The sequence below is a fragment of the Larkinella fluvii genome (assembly GCF_051857545.1).
GTDB lineage: Bacteria > Bacteroidota > Bacteroidia > Cytophagales > Spirosomataceae > Larkinella.
Genome location: NZ_JBPZHB010000002.1, coordinates 644,486 through 666,347 on the forward strand (window position 1 = coordinate 644,486; position 21,862 = coordinate 666,347).

Below are 21,862 nucleotides of genomic sequence, written 5' to 3' on the forward strand. Positions count from 1 at the left end.
ATTAAAGAATGACAAATAATAAATGATGAATGTTGAATGTGAAAGTCTTTCCAGTCCAGCACTTTTACATTCAATATTCATCATTTATTATTTGTCATTCTTTAATGTCTTTACTTCTGAAATATCATCACATGTTGCTGGGGCAGTTTGGTATAGACGCTTTTCAGCCGCAAGCCGACGGTTTTCATTTCCTTCGTGGCCTGGGCGATGCTCATTTTGTGGTGGGGTTTGATGGGCACGTTCGGGTCTTCGGCGCGGTATTCGACCAGCACCACGCGCCCACCCGGTTTGAGCGCCCGGACGATGTTCGTCATCATTTCGCGGGGGTGCGAAAACTCGTGGTAGGCGTCGATCATCAGCGCCACATCGATGCCGTTGGCGGGGAGTTTGGGGTCCGTAATCGTTCCCAGAACCGGCTCGACGTTGGTCACACCTTTCTTCTTTTTGGTGGTATTTAGATCGTTAATCATCTCATTTTCAATATCGACCGCCAGGATTTTGCCTTTGGGGACTTTCGGAGCCATCAGAAAGGTGAAATAACCGGTTCCGGCCCCCACATCGGCGACGACATCCGCCGGTTTCAAATTCAGGGCTTCCAGCAGCAGATCCGTGCGCTCTTCCTGTTCGCGCTCCGGGCGTTCGAGCCAGGCGGCTCCCAAATGGCCCATGACCTGCGAAATTTCCCGGCCCAGGTAGGTTTTCCCGATGCCATCGTAAGCCGCTTTTCGATACTGATACACGCCTTTGGGCGAATCGGTCGTGGTAGCGGGTTGCTGACCGAAGCCTGATTTACAGAAGGACGTAATGACCAGAAGGAAGAGGCTGATGGATCGAAACGGTTTTTTCATGGCGGGCAGGAAATGATCTATGGGTTGAACAAGCTGCAAAAGAAAGTGTTTATTTAGGGATTATTTTCCATCAATCCCGCTTTCTCATGAATCTAATTTTGCACCTGTTACTCGATGCCGCCGTGATTTTCGGATTGGCTTACATCATGCCCCAAGTGGACGTAAAAAGTTTTGGCACAGCCCTGCTGATAGCGGTTATCCTGGCCGCGCTCAATTTTCTGGTCGGCTGGATCATTCGTTTTCCACTCAACCTGGTGACACTCTTTTTCTTAACCGGCATTGTGCGGATTGTGGTGACGGCTATTTTGCTGAAGCTGATCGATAAAATGATGGGTAGTTTCACTATTACCGGGTTCTGGCCGGCGTTGGTGATTGCGATCTCTGTAGCTGTTGTCGGGGCCATTGTCGACGGTGCCCTGGCTCCTTCCGAAGCCGTTGTGGAAGAGCGCCAACGGGAAGCGGTGCTGCTGACACCCGGTGCGGAATTCGCTATTAATTTTAAACGGTAAGAAAACGTTTTAGAAAGGAATGATAAATGTCGAATGATAGATGTAAAAGTTTTGCCAATCTCGGCACTTTTACATCTATCATTCTTCAGGAAAGTTAATCTACGATCTTCAAATCGACCTGAATATTTCCGCGGGTGGCATTGGAATAGGGGCAGACCTGGTGCGCTTTTTCAACCAGTTCTTCCGCTTTTGAACGTTCTACGCCCGGAATCTGAACTTCGAGAACAACGGCTAGTCCAAATCCGCCGTCTTCATTTTTACCGATACTGACCTGAGCCGTGACGCTGGTCTGACCCGCTTCAACTTTCTGTGTGCGGATGATTAAACTCAGCGCACTATCGAAACAGGCCGCATATCCGGCGGCAAACAGGGTTTCCGGATTCAGGTAGGTGCCACTCGGCCCACCCATTTCTTTCGGTACGCGGACATCGACATCCAATGCCCCATCATGTGATTTTACGTGGCCGTTGCGGCCTCCGGTTGCGGTGGCTTTCGCCGTATACAGTTTGTCCATGCTAAAAAATAAGTCACCGCCGGGGTTCGGCGGTGACAAAGTAAGTTTTCAAGACAACTGGCTCCGGGTCGAAATGGTTGCAGAAACGGTTTATTTCGCTTTCCGGATGTAGATGTTGCCGTGCATGTTTTTCATCATTACCTCGCGGCCCCCGCCGTTCACTTTCCCCTGAACCCAGTCATCGATGCTCACTTTGTACATGCCGTCTTTGCTGCTGCGGCTGGCTTTGGGCTGGCTTTTGTCCACGTCCACATCGAAGTCGCTGAAGATTTCGCCCCGGTCGGATTTGAGTTTTACGTCAAATTTGGCATTGGCCGGAAAGGTGACATCGACATTGCCGTTGAGGGTGGAAAACGCCATCGGTACGTCTGAAGTAACCCCGCGAAAAACCGCTTTCAGATTCCCATTGACGGTATTGGCCACGGCGGAACCGGTAATATTCGTCAATTGAATGGGGCCGTTGACATTATTGACCTCCAGTTCGCCGTTGACATTTTCAATGACAATATCACCATGATTGATCGTGCTGACTTTGAGCGAAAACTGCTGGGGAACTTTGATGTTCAGCGTAACGGCCCTTTTGAAGGAACCCGAGCTTAACTCTATTTTATTATTTTTCTCCGTAGCACTCAAATCGAGGCCACCCCGGGTCGAAATCCGCTTCATGCCATTGGCGAGTTCGTCGGGTTTTTCTTCTTTCTTCTTGCCGGTATTCGCTTCTGCCACGGCGTCCACCACCACGTCTTTTCCGTTGTAGCCAACGACGTGGATGGAGCCATTGATGATGCCGACGTGCAGGGAACCCGGTTTGTTGGGGTCGGTCAGCGGTATGGTGAGTTGTTCCTTGATTTCACTTTGGGCCAACAGCGGTTGGATTTCTGCCAAAGAAATAAGCATGAACAGGGCGACTAATATGCGATTCGTTTTCATGGAATTATAGCTTGTTTTTTACTGGAATAGAGAGGTGAATTTTGCCCCTAAATCCCCTAAAGGGGACTTTTGCATCCGGATGTTTCGGCGTCCAAGTCCCCTTTAGGGGATTTAGGGGCAAAAACCGCTACGATTGTTTTTTGATGTACACATTGCCGTTGAACGTCTCGAACTGGAGCGTTTTGCCGCCGTTTCCGATTCGGATGGACGTATCCTTGTTGAGCTTGTAAACCGTGCCGTCACCCCGCTTTTCCTGTGTTTTGGTCACTTTGACGGGCATGATTTCGGCATTGGGGAAATCGGTGTAGAAGTCGCCCTGAAAACTCTTGAAGCTCAGGTCGGCGGACAAACTGGCCGGGTAACTGATCTTGATGTCGCCGTTCAGGGTGTAATACTTCGATTTTTCGGGCGGACTGACCAGGTAATTGGCTTCCACATTGCCATTGATCGTCCGGGCGTCGGTGGTTCCTTTGATGTTGGTTAACGTAACGGCACCGTTGACGTTGTGAGCGAATAAAGAACCGCTGACATCTTTCACCGTCACATCGCCACCATTCACCGTCGAGACGTGCAGGTTCATGGAGTAGGGGACTTTTACGGTAAAATCGAGCTCGTATTTGTAGTCGATCCGTCGGTGGTTGGTGCCATCTTTCCAGTTATTTCGGTTGGGACGCGAATCATAGGGCTGGGCGATGTAGGCAATGACGCTGTCGGCGTCCTGATCGAACTGGAGCAGAAATTCTTTCTTGCCCTGTTCCAGTAACTCACTGGTTTTGGCCCGAATGCTCCGGTCCACTTCCAGCACTATTTTTGTGCCTGAGTATCCTTCCACCTTAATAAAACCGCTGATGTTGTAGATGGCCAACGTGCTGCTGCCGGCGTCTTTCGACAGCGTAAATTCCTTGCTGATGTGGTCCTTAAACTCCAGGGTTTGGGCCGATGCAGCGGCACAGGAAAGCCCCAACCCCACCAGCAGGAGGGAGATAAATGGTTTCATATTGGTACAGATTATAGAGGTGAGAATAAAGAGTAAAGACGTGAGAATAAAGAGATTAGAGCAGAGCATAAAGAAGTGAGAGGGAAGAAAACGCGGATCGAGTGACAAGTCTTTACGCTCTTGTCTATCCTCTTTTCTCTTCTAGGTCAACTCCTTGATGGTCTGTTCGATTTTCACCTTGACGAAGTCGTTGAGGTTTTCCTGCCGGAGCAGTTGCCGAAGCGGTTTGATCGATCGTTTTTCCTGGAGTTTCACCATCACGTCGGCCAGCGCGGATTGCACCAGGGGCGAATCCTGTTGGACAATCGAATGTACCAGGCCTTCCCGAACTTTCGGATCGGCCGCGAGTTGGGCCAGGGCTTCCAGCGTTACCAGCCGGACGTTTACATTGGAATCGTTGTTCAGCGTACCCAGCAGCGCTTCTACTACCTGCGCATCCACCTGCTCAATGTCTTTGGTGTATTCCACCGCCCGAAGCCGCTCGGTAGCCGAGGAATTTTCGAGCAGTGACAGCAAAACCGTCTGCCGCATCTGCTGCACCTGAGCACCTAAATCATTGATTTGCTGCTCGTAAACCGGTGCTTTTTTTGCACTCAGCCAGTAGCCACCCGCCAGCCCAACCAGTACCAGCGACAGGCTGTAGGCCACCCGAATGGCGAGTTCGGGCGTCAAAAACCGTCGAACCCGGCGCAGGATGCTCTTCCACGAGCGACGGCGTTTTTTTGCCTCTTCGATCTGCACCGTTTCCAGCATGGCGTAAAACCGGGAGCGGACTTTCTCGCCGGGTTCGGGCACCGGCACGTTGCCCATCGCCAGCCAGAGTTGGCGGGTCGCGGCCAGCTCCGTCTGGCATTCCGGGCAGTGTGCCAGGTGCGCTTCAACGGCGGCCCGTTCGGTGGCCGGAAGTTGATGGCTCAACAGATCGATCAATTGCTCTTTTGCGCTTTCACAGTTCATGTTTGTATGGGTTTCCGTTCGCGATGTCTAAAAATCAAGGACTTAGGCTTTTATATACACGCGTTTCAGTTCATTCATGGCCCGGTGAACACGGACCTTTACGGCTCCTTCGGTGGTGTCCAGAATCCGGGCAATTTCTTCGTATTTCAACTCCTGAAAACGACTTAAAATCAGGACTTCACGGTTTTCGGGACTCAGTTTTCGCAGGGCATCGTGCAGGGATGCCAACTCCTGTTCTTTCTGCATCGATTCATCGGCCGAAGTGCCACCGCCAATTTTCTCGACAAAATCAGCCACGTCGTAATGGTGTAGCGCGTGTTTGTTTTTCCGGACGTGATCGGCCAGCACATTGCGGGCCAGGTGATACATCCACGTCCGAAACTCGCCCTCGCCGGTGAACGTATGGCGGTATTTCAGCATCCGGTAAAACACGTTCTGCACCAGATCCTCGCTCGCATCGGTCTGCCCGGTCATGTGATATAGGAAACCGAACAGGGCGCGGTGATACCGCTCGAAGAGCAGGCCCATCTTTTCCAGATTGCCGTCCTTCACCTGAAGCATGAGTGAGTTGTCCGTCAGCGATTTCAACCGGGTGTGTGTTTCGAGTTGGTCTATTTGGGTGTGGAAACTTTGCGACTTCGGGAAGGTTACACAAAGAGATGAAATTTTTTCGTCTTGTTTTTTGTAACTTGCTTGTAATGATTTTCGACAACCACAATCGCCCCATCACCTATCTCCGTCTGGCCGTCACCGATCGCTGCAATCTGCGGTGCTTTTACTGTATGCCGGAAGAGGGGATCAAGTACCTGCCGAAGAGCCAGTTGCTGACCTATGAAGAGATGGAACGGCTGGTGCGGGTGCTGGCCCGGCTGGGCGTGTCGAAAGTCCGGATTACCGGCGGAGAACCGTTCGTCAGAAACGGGCTGATGGATTTTCTGTGGCGACTGAAAGCCACCGAAGGCATTGAAGAACTGAACATTACGACCAACGGCGTGCTGACCGAACCGCTCGTGCCGGAACTGGTGCGGCTGGGAATCGGCTCCGTCAACCTCAGTATCGACACCCTCGACCGGGAACGGTTTCGGCAAATCACCCGGCGCGACGAACTCCCCGCCGTGCAGGGAACGCTCGACGCCTTGCTGGAAAACAAGATTCCGGTGAAGCTGAATGCGGTGGTGATGGAAGGGAAGAACATTGAAGACCTGCCGCTCCTGGCCGAACTCACCCGCGACCATCCCGTGGAAGTGCGGTTTATTGAAGAAATGCCGTTCAATGGCGAGGGGAGCCACTACCCGGTTTTGAACTGGACGCACCGGCGCATTCTCCAGGAACTGCAAACCCTTTATCCCGGTCTGGAACGTCAGCAGGATTCGCCGTTTTCGACCGCTGCGACTTACCGGATTCCCGGGCATCAGGGAACCATCGGCATCATTGCCGCCTTCACCCGCACGTTCTGCGGTACCTGCAACCGCATCCGACTGACCGCGCAGGGAACGCTCAAAACCTGTCTGTACGACAACGGCGTGCTCGATGTTCGGGCTCTACTCCGGACGGGTGCAACAGACGCTGACCTGACAGCCGCTTTCCTCAAAGCCTTCGCCCACCGCCCGAAAAACGGCTTCGAAGCCGAACACGAACGCGGTCCGGTTACGGAATCCATGTCCACCATCGGAGGATAACCCTACAATTGAAGAATGCCCATTCATCGGTCTATTCTGCCATTGGTGTATTATGTATTACATAGTACCTGACATTGCCTATATATTGCATGGTCTTTTTGGGAAACCGCTTTCTTCAGGGAGCTTGCATCTCTCCTTTCAAAATGAAAGCCAGATTGGGGTAAGGGCGGTTTCTATTTCGCAAATTTTAAATCAAGGATTGAATGAGAAAAGTACTGGCTATTGTGTTCGTCTCTGTCCTTTTTTATCATCCTGGTTTTGGACAAAATTTAAATGTCGTAAAGTTAGACAGCCTGTTTGATGTTCTTGCCAGTCGTGACTTAGCAATGGGGAGCTTAATTATTTCAGTAAATGGTCAGGTTCAATATCGTAGAGCCGTTGGTTACTCTTTTCGGGATCTGAATAAAAAGATACCGGCGGATAGCCACACCAAATACCGCATCGGATCTGTATCGAAACTGTTTACGGCCGTCATGGTTTTTCAGCTTATCGATGAAGGCAAAATCGATATGAATCAAAAGCTGGCGGAGTACTTTCCTGAGTTGCCCAACGCTAAAAAGATTACGATTAGCAATCTGCTCAACCATCGCAGCGGTCTGCACAATTACACGGCGGACGATACCCGGTATCCGCAGTGGATGGATAAAGTGAAAACACAGCGGGAGATGCTTCAAATCATTGCTGAAAAGCCCGTTGATTTCGAACCCAATGTGAAGGCTGACTATTGCAATACCAATTACCTGCTTTTGAGTTATATCATTGAAAAAGTCTGCAAAATGTCCTATAGCAGTGCTTTACAGGAAAGGATTGTGTCAAAAATTGGCTTAAAAGAAACGTCTTATGGTAAACAGATTGACGCCAGCGCGAATGAAAGCAGTTCGTATAAATACAGGGAGGGTCGCTGGGAGGGACAGAAAGAAACGAATATGAGCATCCATAGCGGTGCGGGCTCCATCGTCTCGACACCGAGCGATCTGGTTCTGTTTATTGATGCATTATTTGCGAATAAACTGGTCAGGGAAGCGAGTTTAACCGCCATGAAAACGTTGGTGGATGGCTATGGAATGGGTTTATTTCCGTATGATTTTGACTCGAAAACCGCCTATGGTCACAACGGAAGAATTGAAGAGTTTTACTCCGCCGTTCGCTACTTTCCAGCGGAAAAAATCGCGCTGTCGTATTGCACGAACGGGATACTATACCCACGAGTGGATATCCTGGAAGCAATTTTAAAAATCTGTTTCAATAAGCCATACACCATACCCTTTTCTAAACCATACCTTTTTAAAGATCAGAATTTGGGGGCTTATCCGGGGAGCTATTCTTCGTCTCAAATACCCATTCGTGTGAATTGTAAAACCGACAACAACAGGCTGTTTCTGGAAACAAAAGGCCACCTATTTGAAGCCGAACCGATCAATTATAACTATTTTATGCATGCACCGACGGGTACTTTCTTTGAATTTTTTCCTGAAAACGGGACGCTGAAAATCAAGGAGACTGATAATGTGTATACTTTAAAACGACAGTAAAAGTTGTTTTGAAAAGCCTGTCCGCATCGGGACGTTCTGTGTCCGCAATGGGACAAATTCTGTTGGTACTCCTTTTAAAAAGTGCTCCTGCGGCTTTGAAATGGCCTTTTTAACGAACTGGCATCAGATTTGACCGATCTTATTTACCACTGCTTCAATTCTCCCTGTTATGATTCGCAACTACTTCAAAATTGCCTGGCGGAATCTGGCCCGCAACCGCGCCTTTTCGGCCATCAACATTGTCGGTCTGGCGTTTGGTCTGGCGTCCTGTCTGCTCATCAGCCTGTATGTGCTGGACGAATTGAGCTTTGACCGGTATCACGAAAAAGCGGATCGGATCGTTCGCGTCATCTTCCGGGGGACGGTTCAGGGTGGAAAAATGAACGAATCGCACGTGATGCCACCGACGGCGCAGGCCCTCAAGGCGGATTATCCGGAAGTGCTGGAGTCTACCCGTTTGCGGCAGGCGGGGTCACCAACGGTGGTGCTGGGCGATCAGAAATATACCGGTGACCAGATGGCTTTTGCGGACGCCAATTTCTTTCAGGTCTTCACGCTGCCCTTTCTGAAAGGTGATGCCAAAACCGCCCTGGTGGAACCGAATACCGTCGTGATTTCGGAACAACTGGCGGCTAAATACTTTGGAAAAGCCGACCCGATTGGCAAAACCCTGGCGTTCAAAAACGCATCTGCGGTTTTTAAAGTTACCGGGATCATGGAGAAAATACCGTCTAATTCTCACTTTCACTTCGACCTGTTTGCTTCGATGGCTAGTTTTGAAGACGCGAAATCGCCGTCCTGGATGATTTCGGAGTTTTTTACGTACCTGGTTCTCCCGGAGGGTTACGATTACAAACAACTGGAAGCGAAACTGCCCCAAACCGTAGAAAAATACATGGGGCCGCAACTCAAGCAGGCGATGGGCGTGAGCATGGCTGAGTTCCGCAAAGGCGGCAACGACCTGGGCCTGTACCTGCAACCGTTGACGGACATTCACCTGCATTCGTCAGATTTTGCCTACGATTTGGGAAATAATGGAGACATCAAGTACGTCTATATTTTCGGAGCCGTCGCCCTCATCATGCTGCTCATTGCCTGCATCAATTTTATGAATCTCTCGACGGCGAGTGCGTCCAAACGGGCAAGGGAAGTGGGCGTTCGGAAGGTGATGGGTTCTCAGAAGAAAGAGTTGGTCTGGCAGTTTTTGCTGGAATCGATACTGTTGTCGTTCATTGCGCTGGTGCTGGCCAGTATTTTTGCGTTTGCCGCGCTACCGCTGTTTAACAGCTTGTCTGGCAAGAATTTAAGCTTGCAGCTTGATGCGGTTCCTACGCTGTTGCCCGGTATTTTGCTGTTCGGCCTGTTGGTTGGCGTTCTGGCGGGCAGTTACCCGGCTTTTTTCCTGGCGTCGTTCAAACCGGTTGCGGTGTTGAAAGGCCGGTTTACGTCCGGCAAAAAGAGCATTGGGTTGCGGAGTGGGCTGGTGGTCGTTCAGTTTTTCATTTCCATTACCTTGATGATCGGAACCACGATAGTCTACCAGCAACTTAGTTACATCCAGAATAAGAAACTGGGCTACAACAAAGACCAGGTACTGGTTTTACCGGACGCCTGGGCATTGGGGAAAAATCAGGAGGTGTTTCGGGACGAACTGCTCCGGGACCCGCGTGTGGCCACGGTCAGCTCGTCCGGTTATTTACCGGCGGGGCCGTCGTACAACAACAACTTTATGGTGTATCCCGATAACCAGACCACGCAGTTTGTGAAAACGCTGCGGTATGATGTCGATGTCAATTACATTCCGGCGCTGGGGATGGAGATGGCGGTCGGGCGGAATTTTTCCAGCGATTTCGGAACGGATTCGTCGGCGGTCATCATCAACGAAACCGCAGCGGCTCAGTTGGGCTGGAAGGGAAATGCCCTGAACCGGACGATCACCAATTTGACCAACGAAGGCAATAAAGGCACGTACCGGGTGATTGGTGTCGTGAAAGATTTCCACTTCAAATCCTTTCACGAGCGCATTTCGCCCCTCGTGATGGTTTTAGGAAAAGGTGCCGGAACGATGATCGTGAAAATAAAAACCAAAGACGTTACCGGTTTATTGGCCAGCATGAAAAATCAGTGGGATGTTTTTAAACCCGAACAGCCTTTTTCCTACTCGTTTCTGGACGAACGATTCAATGATACCTATAAAGCAGAGCAGAAAATTGGTCAAATTCTGGGTGTTTTTGCCGGTTTGACCATTTTCGTGGCCTGTTTGGGTCTATTTGGTCTCGCTACTTTTACCGCCGAACAGCGCACCAAGGAGATTGGCGTCCGGAAGGTATTGGGCGCGTCGATCGGCAGCATCGTCGGTCTGCTTTCCAAAGACTTCCTCAAGCTGGTGCTGATTGCGATGGTGCTGGCTGCACCGGTTGCGTGGTATGCGATGAGCCAGTGGCTTCAAAGTTTTGAGTACCAGGTGTCCATTGCGTGGTGGATGTTCGTTCTGGCCGGTTTGCTGGCAATCGGGGTCGCTTTGTTCACCATCAGTTTCCAATCCATCAAAGCGGCATTGATGAATCCGGTGACGAGTTTGCGGGGGGAATAAGCATTTAAAAGAGAAGGGAGACAAAACCATTCTATAGGCTGTCTTCTTCGCATCATTTTAATAATCGGTGCTTTAATCGTGTCAGGTGGCAGTCCAGCTTTAACTTCTTCATTTAAATGACAGAAATAGAAATCTTAATCAACCAAACTTCGAATGCTTACGAATGGACAAACAAGCTCCTCGAAGCCGTTCCATTCGACAAGTGGGAAATCATTCCGGATATAGTTGAATCCAACATCAGTTGGCAAGTTGGACATTTGATTATCAGTCATTACTTCCATTCCATTATGGTCATCAGAGGGCATCAAATGGATATCCTCCAAAAGCTTCCAATTAAGGAATACAGTGACTATTTTACAGTATCAGCCCCTATCCTTTCAGTTGGAAAGACACAATCAATCACACTGCTCCAGGATCTAAAGGTCATTCAGCAAAAGTCGATAGATATCTTAACATCGCTATCAGTTTCAGAACTAAACAGCCCGCTTGAGCCTACCCCCACACCCCACCCAATTGCAGTAACAAAATTTGAGGCAATTGATTGGAATATTAAGCATACCATGTATCACTGCGGACAGATTGGTATGCTCAGACGCGTTGTGGATCAGCGTTATGACTTTGGCCTGAAGCTATCCAAATGAGCAGGAGCCCAGATGACACCGCTTGATTATAGAAGTATGAATTAATTTTTATCAGTGAACATTTGTCACTGAACCAACATGCTGGGCTTGCTAAACGGGTGTTTGTCAGGTGCAGTCGTGCTAATCACCAATGCGATTCGAATGGTTATGGCTTTCCGGCAATTGCGTTCTGGTTTTTAATCTTGACAAAATCTATATGATAGGCACGCTGGGTGTTCACTTCCAGTGACGTGACTTCGTGGTTGCTTCCTCGCTTAAAGAATAGATCGGCTTTGAGATCACACGGAGCGATAAAGCCATCGGCAAAGTAGTTGATTAGCCCGCATTCACCCCCCGACGCGAAACGGGCCATGAGTTTATTATTCTTTTTCGTGATTTTTACCCACGCACCTACTTCTTTGGAGTAGTAGTTGCCCACATAGTTTTCTGAATGAATCGGATTGATAAGGGACATGTCGGTTTTGTGATAGCGCATCGGCTCCGAAGAGGGTGGGTACACGACCAGTTCTTTAGTCGTATCAAAGGACAAAAGAATAGCATGAAAACGAAACAACTTTTCAGTAATCGGTTTCAATAAGGTGCCTGATAATAAGAGGCCCTGTGGTCCTAATGAAATATCCACATCACGGGCACTGTGACTGCTTTTGTAGAGTCCCACATAGCGGTTCAGCTTTTCGATATTGACTGCCGTGTTTTCGGCTTTTTCTTTTTCTTGTGGGGGGGAAAGGTAGGTTGGCCCCACCAGTATTCCGGCAACTTCCAGGGCGGGATCGCTTCCCGTCGTATCCAGCATGGAAGTATTACTGAGCCAGGCGATGGATAGTCCCGTATCCGGTAAACAAATCAGTTTGGCGCGGTAACCAGCCGTCGCTCCACCATGTTGAAAAACCCGTTTTGTAGGGCTTCCTTCAATAAATAATCCCGCAGCATACGTATTGAAAACGAGGGTGCTGGTTGAATCCAACTCAATTTGTTTAGACAGTAATGCGTTGCCGCCCAACCGGGCACTCAGGTAAAATTCACTCCATTTTAGCAGATCTTCGGCGGTCGTTAGCAAGCCGCCTGAACCGTGGATATTATTTTCTGGCATCGACTTGCAGAAACGGCCGTCCTTGATGTCATAGGCGGTGCTGCGCATCGGAACCACTTCGGTATAGTCGTTGCGCCATTGGGTATGAGTCATCCCCGCTGGTTGAAAAATAAATTTCCCGGTAAAATCGGCAACCGATGACCCGCTTACTTTTTCGACGAGTATAGCCAGCAGAATATAATTGGAATTGCTGTATCGAAATTGCTCTCCTGGAGGGCTATTCAGTTTTTTCTGTCGGCAAATAATCTCAAACACCCGTCCATTATCGAGTATTTTTAGAGAATTGGGCCACCCTGCCAGTTCAGCTACATCTCCCCATTCACGCAATCCACTGGTGTGATGAATGAGATGTCTGATTCGAATGGGACGCTGATAGACAGGTAACTCGGGAAGATATAGGTTGACAGGGTCATCTAAGGTTAGTTTGCCTTGTTGCTCCAGAAGTAATATAGCCGCAGCAGTGAATTGTTTGGAAACGGATCCCGCTTCAATCCGGGTCTCGGTTGTCATCGGAACACGATGTTCAAGATCAGCAAGTCCCCAGGCTTTGGAGTAAACCACGCGCCCTTTCAGGCTTATGGAAAGTTGTCCACCCGGCTTATTTTGGCTATAAAAACGAAGTGCGCGGTCAATGCTGGCCACCTTGTCATCGTTAAAACTCACTATTTCCTGCGCATGGATCTGGAAAGCGATAAAACACAAAATGAAAATCAACCTTTTTGATGACATAGATGCTATCTGATATATAAAAGAATATTATATAACAAGGATAGTAAATAATTCATCCTTTGCAAAGCAGTTGCAGGCATTATTCATCATCTCCCTCAATAAAACCGCCCGGTTTTGCTGATACAGACGTTTCCCTGCGCCAGTTGTTTCAAAAACTGCCGGGGTGTCAAACCCAGGTAATACTGAAAATCTTTGATGAGGTGGCTGTGATCGTGATACCCAAACGTCAGCACCAGATTGAGCCAGTCGGGCGGTTGTGGATGTTGTTGGGTTAGAAAATTGAGGAGATTTCGGAATCGGAGAAACCGGGTTAGTTCCTTGGCCGAATAACCCAGGTGCGTTTGAAACCGCATCTGAATACGCCGGGCCGAAACCTGCTGCGTTTCGGCCAGCACCTTGATCGGATCGACGACCGCGTCCCGGAAATAGGGAATGCTTTCCCGCAAAGAATCTGATGCGGCATCGGTCGGCGCAACGAACGTTACGGCATACGCATTGAGCAATGAGATCCGGTCAGCCAGTTCAGACAGGGGGGCCAATCGCTCCCACAGTTCCGAAAAACAATTCTTGTTGAGCAAAACGTCCGGATCGTGCCAATCGCCGGTTTTAAGTTCCTGCATCGATACGCCCAGTAACCGGTAAAAACCGTCGAGCGTAAAGTTCACCACGATCAGATCGGTCCCGGCGGGCAGTTCATACGTTAGCATTTTTTGCAGCGGCCCCAGCACGGCGGTTTTCTGAATGACATAGGTTGCACCGCCCAAAGCAATCGGAATGGCCGGACCCAGATTGAACACCAGCAACATCTCGTAGTTGGGCATCAATTGCAGCGTGACCGGTTGCTCTTCCGGAGAAAGCTGTACGCAATAATAATGGCTGAATACCGTCGCCAGCCGTTCGTCGGCATCAATAAGCTGACTGTTCATGCGCGAAGTAAACGAACAATATGGCAAAAAGTGGACGGAGTCGTCAGATAACGGCAACACCCGTCAGGTCTTCAAGACCTGACGGGTGTTGCCGTTATCTGACGACTCCTTGCGGTAAACCGCTTACGCGTGTTGGCCTGCGTGAGCGCCTTCGCGAATCTCTTCAATCATTTTTCGGTTAAAGGCCGGAATGTCGTCCGGTTTCCGGCTCGTGACCAGACCCTGATCCGTCACCACTTCTTCGTCGACCCAGTTGGCTCCGGCATTGATCAGATCCGTCTTGATGGACGGATACGACGTTACCGTACGGCCCTGCAACACATCCGCTTCGATCAGCAGGATCGGGGCATGACAGATAGCCGCTACCGGTTTGTGTTCCTCAAAAAAGTGCCGGACAAACTCGACGGCTTTTTGCTCCAGTCGCAGATGGTCGGGATTCATGACTCCGCCCGGCAGAAGCAAAGCGTCGTAGCTGTTGGCGTCGGCATCGTCCAGAACCACATCGACGGCGAACGAATCGCCCCAGTCGGTCATGGCCCAGCCTTTCACTTCACCACCCTTCGGCGCGATCAAATGCGTTTCTGCACCAGCTTCCTGCAGCGCCTTCCGGGGCTCCGTCAGTTCGACCTGTTCAAATCCGTCGGTCAGCAGAATCGCCACTTTCTTTCCCTTCAATTTTTGCTGATTTTCCATGATTACGTTGAGAATTGGTTCTGTATAGGTAACCATGAAAAAAGGAGAAGGTTTTATTCTTTCCGGAAATCCATTCCTCCGAAAATGAGCGAATCGACTTTGCCCGAATTGCCCAGACTGAACCGGGCCAGTGCCTTGCCAAACCACGCTTTCTGGTACGGGCCATAGAACGTATCGAAGTGCCAGTGTGCCAGCGTAGCGTTCAAAGCGTTATCGTTAATGTTGAAAACCAGTTGATTACCGACCAGCGTTACTTCAGCTTTTCCGTATAGCGGACTGGTGTATTTTCCGGTATATTCCTTCAAGGGCACTGACGGAGACGCATTGGCGACCCGCTTTTCCTGAAACGCCCGGGCGGCTTTTTTCCCCTGCTCCTTCAAGTTGCCATACAACGTTTTAAATTCTGCATTCCAGTCCCGGTTGCCACCGAGCGCGAAGAAGTCGAGGGTTTTATACAGCAACACATGCCGAACTTCGGCGTGGTCGTAATTCCCGAAGACATATACGCCCAGTTTTTCGTCGGGTAACTGCCCGGTAATGGCTGTCAGTCCGCCTAAACTTCCAGTATGAAAATTGACTTTGTGGCCCCGGTAATCGTGCTGGTACCAGCCCAATCCGTAGGTGAGCCAGTTGGGTTTCAGAATTTGCATAGTCGGGTATTCATCGTCCGGCACCATGGCCTGCGGTTTGAAAATCTCCGCCCAGGTTTGCGGTTTTACCAGACGCCCACCGCTGTATTTGCTGCTGTCGAGCATGCAAATGATCCACTTGCTCATGTCGTCGACCGACGACCAGACCGCCCCCGCCGAACCGATTTCACTATCCGCGCCGTAGTCGATGACCCGAATGGTGTCGTTGACGTTGTAATGCGGTTTCGTCATGTTGGTGCTTTTGCTCAGGCCGCGTTTGGGGGCGGTTTGGGTCATGCCCAGCGGGTTGAAAATGCGTTCCTGCATCACCTCCGACCACTTTTTTCCGGTCAGTCGTTCGATGATTCGCCCGGCGGCTGAATACATGATGTTCTGGTAAATGAAGCCCGATCGCAGCGAATAACTCGGTTTGACGTAGACCATCCGCCGGAACATTTCCTGAGCCGGAATGGTCATGGCCCCCGTAAAAAAGTCGGTGCTTCCGATGCCGGTATTGTGCGTCAGCAGGTCACGCACTTTCACTTCACGCGTCAGATACGGATCGGAGAACTGGAGTTCCGGCAGGTATTTGTAAACCGGGTCGTCCCACGACACCTTGCCTTCATCGACCAGCATACCCATCAGTGTTACCGTCATGGCTTTGGTCGTGGACGCGCAGGCGAATAAGGTTTGCGTATCGACGGGCTCGGTTTTTCCCAATTCCCGGACACCGTAGCCCTTCTTGAAAAGAACCTGATTGTCTTTCACCACCGTAATGGCCAGACCCGGAACGTCCCATTCCTTGCGAACCGCTTCCACGTAGGCATCAAATTCCTGGAGTTGTTTGGCCGTCGGTTTTTTCTGTGCAAAGGAGGTCAGGACGTTCAGGACGAGGGCAATGATCGCGAATGTCTTCATTACCGAATGGATTGAACCGGCGGCTGAAACAGGAAATAATCGTAAACCGTGCGGCTCAGGTGCGCGATGGTCTGCTCCCGTTCGGCTGATGCCTGAGATGATGCGGTGATGAAAACCGCAATGACAATGTGGCCCGCGTCGCCCGGCAGGGTGATGATGCCCACGTCGTCGGTGGCACTGGAATTCAGTGAGCCGGTTTTGTGGGCCACCACGGTGGCAGGAGGCAGATAGCCCTTGATGCGCGCCAGACCACCCCGGCAGCGTTCCATCACGGCCAGCAGCAGATCGCGGCTTTCGGGTTTGAGGGCTTTGGCCTGGTAAATCTGGGTCAGCAGGTTCACCATCGCTTCCGGTGTGGAGGTGTCGCGCGGGTCTTGCTCCAGTTTTAATGCCGCAGCCCGGCGGGTTTCGGGTGTCGTCGTTGCGCCAAGTTTATCGTAGAAACCGACGGTCCATTGGTCGGAGGGCGGCAGGGTGACGCCCTCCAAATCCGCAATCAGTTCGACGATGGTCCGGTCGACCGACATGCCATGAATGCCCAGCGCTTTCAGCCGCGCCCGAACCGGTTCGACGCCCCCGACCAGGTTCAGCAAAATGTCCGTCGCGGAATTGTCACTGATCACCATCATCAGTTCCAGCAAATTTTCCACCGAAAGCTGAACGCCCGGTTTGGCGAACAGCGTTTCCAGCGTGCCACTGCCCGGATGCAGATCGGACGGTTTCAGATCCACCATCGTGCGCAGGGAAAGTTCGCCTTTTTCGATTTTGGTCAGCAGTTCCACGGCAATCGCCACTTTCACGGTACTGGCCATCGGAAACCGCTCCTGAAGATTCATACTCACCTGCTTGCCGGATTCGAGGTGAACCGCGCAAAGGCCAACCTTACCTTTCGCCAGTTTGGCGATACGCTCCAGTTCCTGATTGAGTCTCTGCTCAACGATTGGGGAGGTTGGCTGGACGACGGGCTCCGGTTCTTTTTTTGCTTTTTTTGACTGGCTGAAACCGGGCGCACTGACCAGGAGCATCATCCAGAAAAGAAAAAGATGGGTTGGGAAGGATAGCGGTTTTTTCATGAATAGAAAGTGGGTTGAAATTGCCCCTAAGTTGCCCCTAAATCCCCTAAAGGGGACTTTAAGCATCCGGCTTAAGCTCTGTCCAAGTCCCCTTTAGGGGATTTAGGGGCAACTTATGGGCAAATGTTGAGTTATATTGTTCGTTCTTCCTCCAAAACCGTCTCCAGAGCCGCCAGCGCCTGGCTCAGATCACCGATCAGATCTTCGACGTTTTCGATGCCGACCGAATACCGGATCAGGCTTTCGGGAATGCCAAGCTGGGTGCGCTGGGCTTCGGTCAGTTCCACGTGACTCGTTGTTCGGGGCGGCCCGGCGAGGGTGCTGACTGATCCGAGACTGGCAGCCAGGTGGACAAATTGCAGCTTGGTAAGGAACGTTTTCACGTCCTCATAATTTCCGTGGAGCGAAAAACTCATGACGCCACCAAAACCGGCCATCTGTTCGCGGGCGATGGCATGACCGGGGTGCGTTTCGAGTCCGGGGTAAAACACATCACTGACCTTGGGATGCGCTTTCAAAAACCGGGCAATTTTCAGGGCCGACGCGTTTTGCCGTTCGATCCGGAGTTCCAGCGTTTTCATGCCCCGCGCAATCAGGTACGCCGGATCGGCTTGCAGGCTGGCGCCGTTGATTTCCCGAAACCGGAATACTTTTTCGACCAGCTCTTTTTTGCCGCAAAGCAGCCCGCCCATCGCGTCGGAATGTCCGCCGAGGAATTTGGTGGCACTGTGAAGCACCAGGTCAGCCCCCAGTTTCAGCGGATTCTGGTTGATCGGGGTCGCGAACGTATTATCGACCACCACCACCGCACCGACTTTATGTGCTGCCGCTGCCAATCGTTTGATATCGACCACTTTTAGTGTCGGATTGGTGGGCGTTTCGAGGTATACCAGATCACAGCCTTTGGCAATTTCAGCCTCCATCGCTTCGTGGTTTCCGGTTTCGCAGAGCGTCACGTTGATCTGGTAGGCGGGCAGGAAATCCAGAAAGAGCCGACTGGTTCCGCCGTAGGTATCCTTGATGGAAACCACCCGTTTTCCCGGCCCTAAAAGCGCAAACAGCGTATTGCTGATGGCCCCCATGCCGGTGGCAAACGAGGTGGCGGCTTCGGCACTTTCTAGAATGCGGATTTTCTCTTCCAGTACGTGAACCGTTGGGTTGGTGTTCCGGCTGTAAATATGGCCCTCGGTTTTGCCGGTGGCGACGTCGTACCATTCGTCGAGGTCATGATAGGCAAATGCGACACTGTTGACAATCGGCGATGTTGTAGCGCCTTGATAAAAACGCTCGGTCTCTCCAGCCCAAACGGAGGCCGTACCTTTATTTTGTTTAGAAAAATCCATTATTAGTTTTGTAAAGAGCAAAATATTCTACGCTGAATAGCAAAAATTGCAAAATTTTGAATAAATGCTAAACTTGCCATGAGAATAGTTTTTTAATCATTTTTTAACTTATGAGGGTGTATGAAGGAATTACTACGGATCTACCTGGGAATAGCGTTGCTGTTCTGCTCGTCGATTACGCTGGCGCAGCAAGTGGAAGTAAGTGGTCGGGTGACGAGCGACGGAGACGTTGCCGCCCTACCGGGGGTTAACGTCTCGGTGAAAGGCACGACAACCGGAACTTTGACGGACGTGGATGGCCGCTATACCCTTCGCGTGAATGCCGGAAATACCGTGCTGGTTTTTAGCTACATCGGTTTTGAAACGCAGGAAATCAAGGTCGAAAACCGCCGGAGCATCAACGTTTCTCTGCGGCAGGACAGTAAAATGCTGAACGAAGTCGTCGTAACGGCATTGGGGATCAGCCGGGAGAAAAAGGCGCTGGGCTATGCCTCGCAGAGTGTCAATTCGGAAGAACTGGTGCAAAACCGGCAGCCCAACCTCGTCAATGCATTGCAGGGCAAAGTGGCCGGGGTTACAATTTCGAGCACAGGTGGTGCGCCCGGCCAGGGCGCGCGAATTCTGATTCGGGGCATCAACTCGATCGATGTTACCCGCGACAATCAGCCGCTGTTTGTGGTCGATGGGGTTTTGTTTGACAACAGCACGTCGACGGGAACCGCCAATTCCGGGGCCGAATCGCGGGGCATGTCGAACCGGGCGGCAGACATCAACCCCGACGACATTGAAACGATCAACATCCTGAAAGGCGGAGCGGCCACGGCTCTCTACGGGTTGCGGGGCGCCAACGGTGTGGTGGTGATCACGACCAAATCGGGCAAAACCGGGGCGCTGAGCGTCAACTACAACAGCACGTTCGGCGTCGAAAATGTGAATAAATTTCCGGAAGTGCAGGATAAATACACCATCGGGTATTCGGGCGTTTACAATCCGCAGGACTTTTTTCCGTCGTGGGGACCCACCGTGGCCGAAGCCATCAAGATCGATCCGACGCACCCGCAGAAACTCTATAATCATTTCCGGGATGCCTACCAGACCGGGAAACAATACCAGAACAACCTGTCTTTTTCCGGCGGGAATGAAAAAATCACCTTCCTGTCGTCCATTGGTCACCTGAAACACGAAGGGGTGATTCCGTTTACGGATTTCAATAAATTGTCGGTCCGGCTCAACACCAATGTCAAATTCAGTGACAAATTCACCACCAATGCGAATTTAAACTTCATCAACTCCGGAGGAGACCGCTACAACGCCGATCGCTACAGCGAAAGCCTGAGCTACTGGTCACCCCGCTACGACGTTCGGGATTACCTCAATGCGGACGGTTCTTATAAGACCTACGGCAACGATAATCCCCTGTATGGTGCCATGACGAACAAACTGCGGGACAACGTAAACCGCCTGGTGGGTGGGCTGAATTTTGTGTATGCTCCGCTCAAATGGCTGACGCTGAACTACCGCGTGGGATTGGATACCTATTCGGAAGATCGCAAACGGACCGCACCCGGCCCGTCGGGCATTGCCAACGAGCGTGTTTTTGGCGACAACGCCTTGGGATTTATCTATCAATACCATACCAATTTTCGGGCCTTTACGTCGACGTTTGCCGCCAGTGCCACGACCAAGTTTGGCGAAAACCTGAACGCAACCCTGCGGGTGGGTCATGACCTCTACGACCGCCAGATCTGGAGTTTCGGGGCGGAGGGCAATGAGCTGACGGTGTATAATTACTTCAATCTGCGCAATGCCAAAACGATCACGCCAAGCCAATCGGAAGAAGATTACCGGCTGATGGGGATTTTTGGTGAATTAACGATGGATTACAAGGACTTTCTGTTCCTGACCCTGACCGGTCGGAATGACATCACGTCGTCGTTGCAGGCCCCCAACAATTCGTTCTTTTATCCGTCGGTGAGTCTGGGTTACGTGTTCTCGCAGCAGATGAAGCTGCCAACGTTCATCACGATGGGTAAAGTCCGGGCTTCGTATGCCCGAATCGGGAAGGATGCGGCTCCGTATTCCACCATCACCGGCTATTCGGCCTACGCCAGCCTGCCCGCCGGATCGACCGGTTTTACGCGGGGCTCGTTGCTGGGTGACCCAAACCTGCGCCCGGAATTCACGGATACGTACGAAGGCGGTCTGGAAATGAGCTTCCTGAACAACCGGCTCGGCCTGGATCTAACCTATTACCACTCGGTTAGCAAGGACCAGATTATTCAGGTCGATGTGACTTCATCGACGGGGTATGTGAAAGCCGCCATTAACTCCGGGTCGATGCGGAACAAGGGCATCGAGGTGATTCTGCGGGGAACGCCCATTCGGAAAGGCAAGCTGAACTGGGATGTCAACCTGAACTTTTCGGCCAACCGCAACAAGGTGCTGAGCCTGCGCGATGGGTTGACGGAAATCAACTACGCATCGCAGTTTGGGTATGCCAGCTCGACGGTAACCATGAAGCTGATTCCGGGATACGCTTACGGAAACCTTTACGGACGTACCTACAAACGGTATTATGCCAATGCCGCGGACGAAGTTCCGGCGGTTTTCGACAAAGACCGGCCGGTAGTGATTGGAGCCAATGGTTTCCCGGTAATCAGCACGGCGCAGAAGCTGATCGGCAATTCGCAGCCGGACTGGATCGGCGGTATCACCAACACCGTTCGATACGGAGATTTCTCGCTGTCGGCGCTGGTCGATGCCCGCGTGGGGCAGGATCGCTACAACCAGTTGGACAACTTCTTCTCGGCCTTCGGGATTGCCAAATACACCGAGGATCGCAACGATACCAAAGTTTTTGAAGGGGTGCTGGCCGACGGAACGCCGAACACCAAAGCCGTGTGGCTGGGGCAGGGGGTAGGGCCGGATGGCGTCAACTACACCAACGGTTTTTACCGGAATGTACACCGGGGCGTGTCGGAAAACTTTATCGAAGATGCTTCCTGGGTGCGGCTTCGCTCCGTGAGCCTTTCGTATGCCTTACCCACAACGGTACTGAAAAATACGTTCATCAAGAATGTTCGCTTTACCGTGACGGGGAACAACCTGGCTTTGTGGACCAAATACACCGGCTACGATCCCGAAACAAGTTCGACTAACAGTGGCAGCAACGTCGACGGATTTACCGGATTCACGTATCCGGCCGTCCGCAGCCTCCTGTTTTCCCTGAACGTCGGTTTTTAAGCTTCATCTTTATTCCTG

The 21,862-nt window shown here is 51.2% G+C and carries 18 protein-coding genes; 6 read left to right on the top strand and 12 right to left on the bottom strand.

Going from position 1 to position 21,862, the window contains the following annotated elements; all coding sequences use genetic code 11:
• Positions 1-110 precede the first annotated feature (110 nt).
• Positions 111-848 carry a class I SAM-dependent methyltransferase gene (locus ACS5NO_RS06640; protein WP_439414397.1) on the bottom strand — a complete coding sequence of 246 codons (738 nt, stop codon included), beginning with the start codon at positions 846-848 and terminating at the stop codon, positions 111-113.
• Positions 849-934: 86 nt separating this feature from the next.
• Here ACS5NO_RS06640 and ACS5NO_RS06645 point away from each other — a divergent pair, with 86 nt between their 5' ends.
• A complete protein-coding gene (locus ACS5NO_RS06645; protein WP_439414398.1) occupies positions 935-1,357 on the top strand; it encodes a phage holin family protein in 423 nt (140 codons plus the stop codon).
• Positions 1,358-1,451: 94 nt separating this feature from the next.
• Here ACS5NO_RS06645 and ACS5NO_RS06650 read toward each other — a convergent pair whose 3' ends face one another.
• From ACS5NO_RS06650 to ACS5NO_RS06670, 5 genes are all read right to left on the bottom strand, one after another.
• Complete coding sequence (locus ACS5NO_RS06650) at positions 1,452-1,871, bottom strand: organic hydroperoxide resistance protein (protein WP_114405664.1); 420 nt, start codon at positions 1,869-1,871, stop codon at positions 1,452-1,454.
• A 90-nt stretch (positions 1,872-1,961) separates the two neighbouring features.
• Positions 1,962-2,801 (bottom strand): DUF4097 family beta strand repeat-containing protein, encoded by an 840-nt coding sequence (locus ACS5NO_RS06655; protein WP_439414399.1) that lies wholly within the window; start codon positions 2,799-2,801, stop codon positions 1,962-1,964.
• A gap of 127 nt (positions 2,802-2,928) precedes the next feature.
• Positions 2,929-3,798, bottom strand: a complete 870-nt coding sequence (locus ACS5NO_RS06660) for a DUF4097 family beta strand repeat-containing protein (protein WP_439414400.1) — start codon at positions 3,796-3,798, stop codon at positions 2,929-2,931.
• A gap of 141 nt (positions 3,799-3,939) precedes the next feature.
• A complete protein-coding gene (locus ACS5NO_RS06665) occupies positions 3,940-4,755 on the bottom strand; it encodes a HEAT repeat domain-containing protein (RefSeq protein ID WP_439414401.1) in 816 nt (271 codons plus the stop codon).
• A 42-nt stretch (positions 4,756-4,797) separates the two neighbouring features.
• Entirely contained in the window at positions 4,798-5,316 is a 519-nt protein-coding gene (locus ACS5NO_RS06670) for an RNA polymerase sigma factor (protein ID WP_439414575.1), read from the bottom strand.
• Positions 5,317-5,453: 137 nt separating this feature from the next.
• On the opposite strand from ACS5NO_RS06670, the gene moaA reads away from it, so the two are divergent.
• The 4 genes from moaA to ACS5NO_RS06690 all read left to right on the top strand — a co-directional run bounded on the left by moaA (position 5,454) and on the right by ACS5NO_RS06690 (position 11,200).
• Positions 5,454-6,434 carry a GTP 3',8-cyclase MoaA gene (moaA, locus tag ACS5NO_RS06675; RefSeq protein WP_439414402.1) on the top strand — a complete coding sequence of 327 codons (981 nt, stop codon included), beginning with the start codon at positions 5,454-5,456 and terminating at the stop codon, positions 6,432-6,434.
• A 203-nt stretch (positions 6,435-6,637) separates the two neighbouring features.
• Positions 6,638-7,966 (top strand): serine hydrolase domain-containing protein, encoded by a 1,329-nt coding sequence (locus tag ACS5NO_RS06680; protein ID WP_439414403.1) that lies wholly within the window; start codon positions 6,638-6,640, stop codon positions 7,964-7,966.
• 169 nt (positions 7,967-8,135) lie between these two features.
• Positions 8,136-10,559 carry an ABC transporter permease gene (locus tag ACS5NO_RS06685; protein WP_439414404.1) on the top strand — a complete coding sequence of 808 codons (2,424 nt, stop codon included), beginning with the start codon at positions 8,136-8,138 and terminating at the stop codon, positions 10,557-10,559.
• 116 nt (positions 10,560-10,675) lie between these two features.
• A complete protein-coding gene (locus tag ACS5NO_RS06690; protein ID WP_421829726.1) occupies positions 10,676-11,200 on the top strand; it encodes a DinB family protein in 525 nt (174 codons plus the stop codon).
• 145 nt (positions 11,201-11,345) lie between these two features.
• Here the strand turns inward: ACS5NO_RS06690 and ACS5NO_RS06695 are convergent, their stop codons facing one another.
• The 6 genes from ACS5NO_RS06695 to ACS5NO_RS06720 form a co-directional block, all read right to left on the bottom strand.
• A complete protein-coding gene (locus ACS5NO_RS06695; RefSeq protein ID WP_439414405.1) occupies positions 11,346-13,019 on the bottom strand; it encodes a serine hydrolase domain-containing protein in 1,674 nt (557 codons plus the stop codon).
• Positions 13,020-13,114: 95 nt separating this feature from the next.
• The gene (locus tag ACS5NO_RS06700; RefSeq protein ID WP_439414406.1) at positions 13,115-13,945 is read right to left on the bottom strand and encodes an AraC family transcriptional regulator; all 831 of its coding nucleotides are present in this window, start codon (positions 13,943-13,945) and stop codon (positions 13,115-13,117) included.
• Between the two features lie 123 nt (positions 13,946-14,068).
• Entirely contained in the window at positions 14,069-14,638 is a 570-nt protein-coding gene (locus ACS5NO_RS06705) for a type 1 glutamine amidotransferase domain-containing protein (RefSeq protein WP_439414407.1), read from the bottom strand.
• 53 nt (positions 14,639-14,691) lie between these two features.
• Positions 14,692-16,185, bottom strand: a complete 1,494-nt coding sequence (locus ACS5NO_RS06710) for a serine hydrolase (RefSeq protein WP_439414408.1) — start codon at positions 16,183-16,185, stop codon at positions 14,692-14,694.
• Positions 16,185-17,258, bottom strand: a complete 1,074-nt coding sequence (bla, locus tag ACS5NO_RS06715; RefSeq protein WP_439414409.1) for a class A beta-lactamase — start codon at positions 17,256-17,258, stop codon at positions 16,185-16,187. The genes ACS5NO_RS06710 and bla overlap by 1 nt, the downstream gene beginning before the upstream one ends.
• 131 nt (positions 17,259-17,389) lie before the next feature.
• The gene (locus ACS5NO_RS06720) at positions 17,390-18,601 is read right to left on the bottom strand and encodes a cystathionine gamma-synthase family protein (RefSeq protein ID WP_439414410.1); all 1,212 of its coding nucleotides are present in this window, start codon (positions 18,599-18,601) and stop codon (positions 17,390-17,392) included.
• Between the two features lie 120 nt (positions 18,602-18,721).
• On the opposite strand from ACS5NO_RS06720, the gene ACS5NO_RS06725 reads away from it, so the two are divergent.
• Entirely contained in the window at positions 18,722-21,844 is a 3,123-nt protein-coding gene (locus ACS5NO_RS06725) for a SusC/RagA family TonB-linked outer membrane protein (protein WP_439414411.1), read from the top strand.
• The last annotated feature ends 18 nt before the right edge of the window (positions 21,845-21,862 follow it).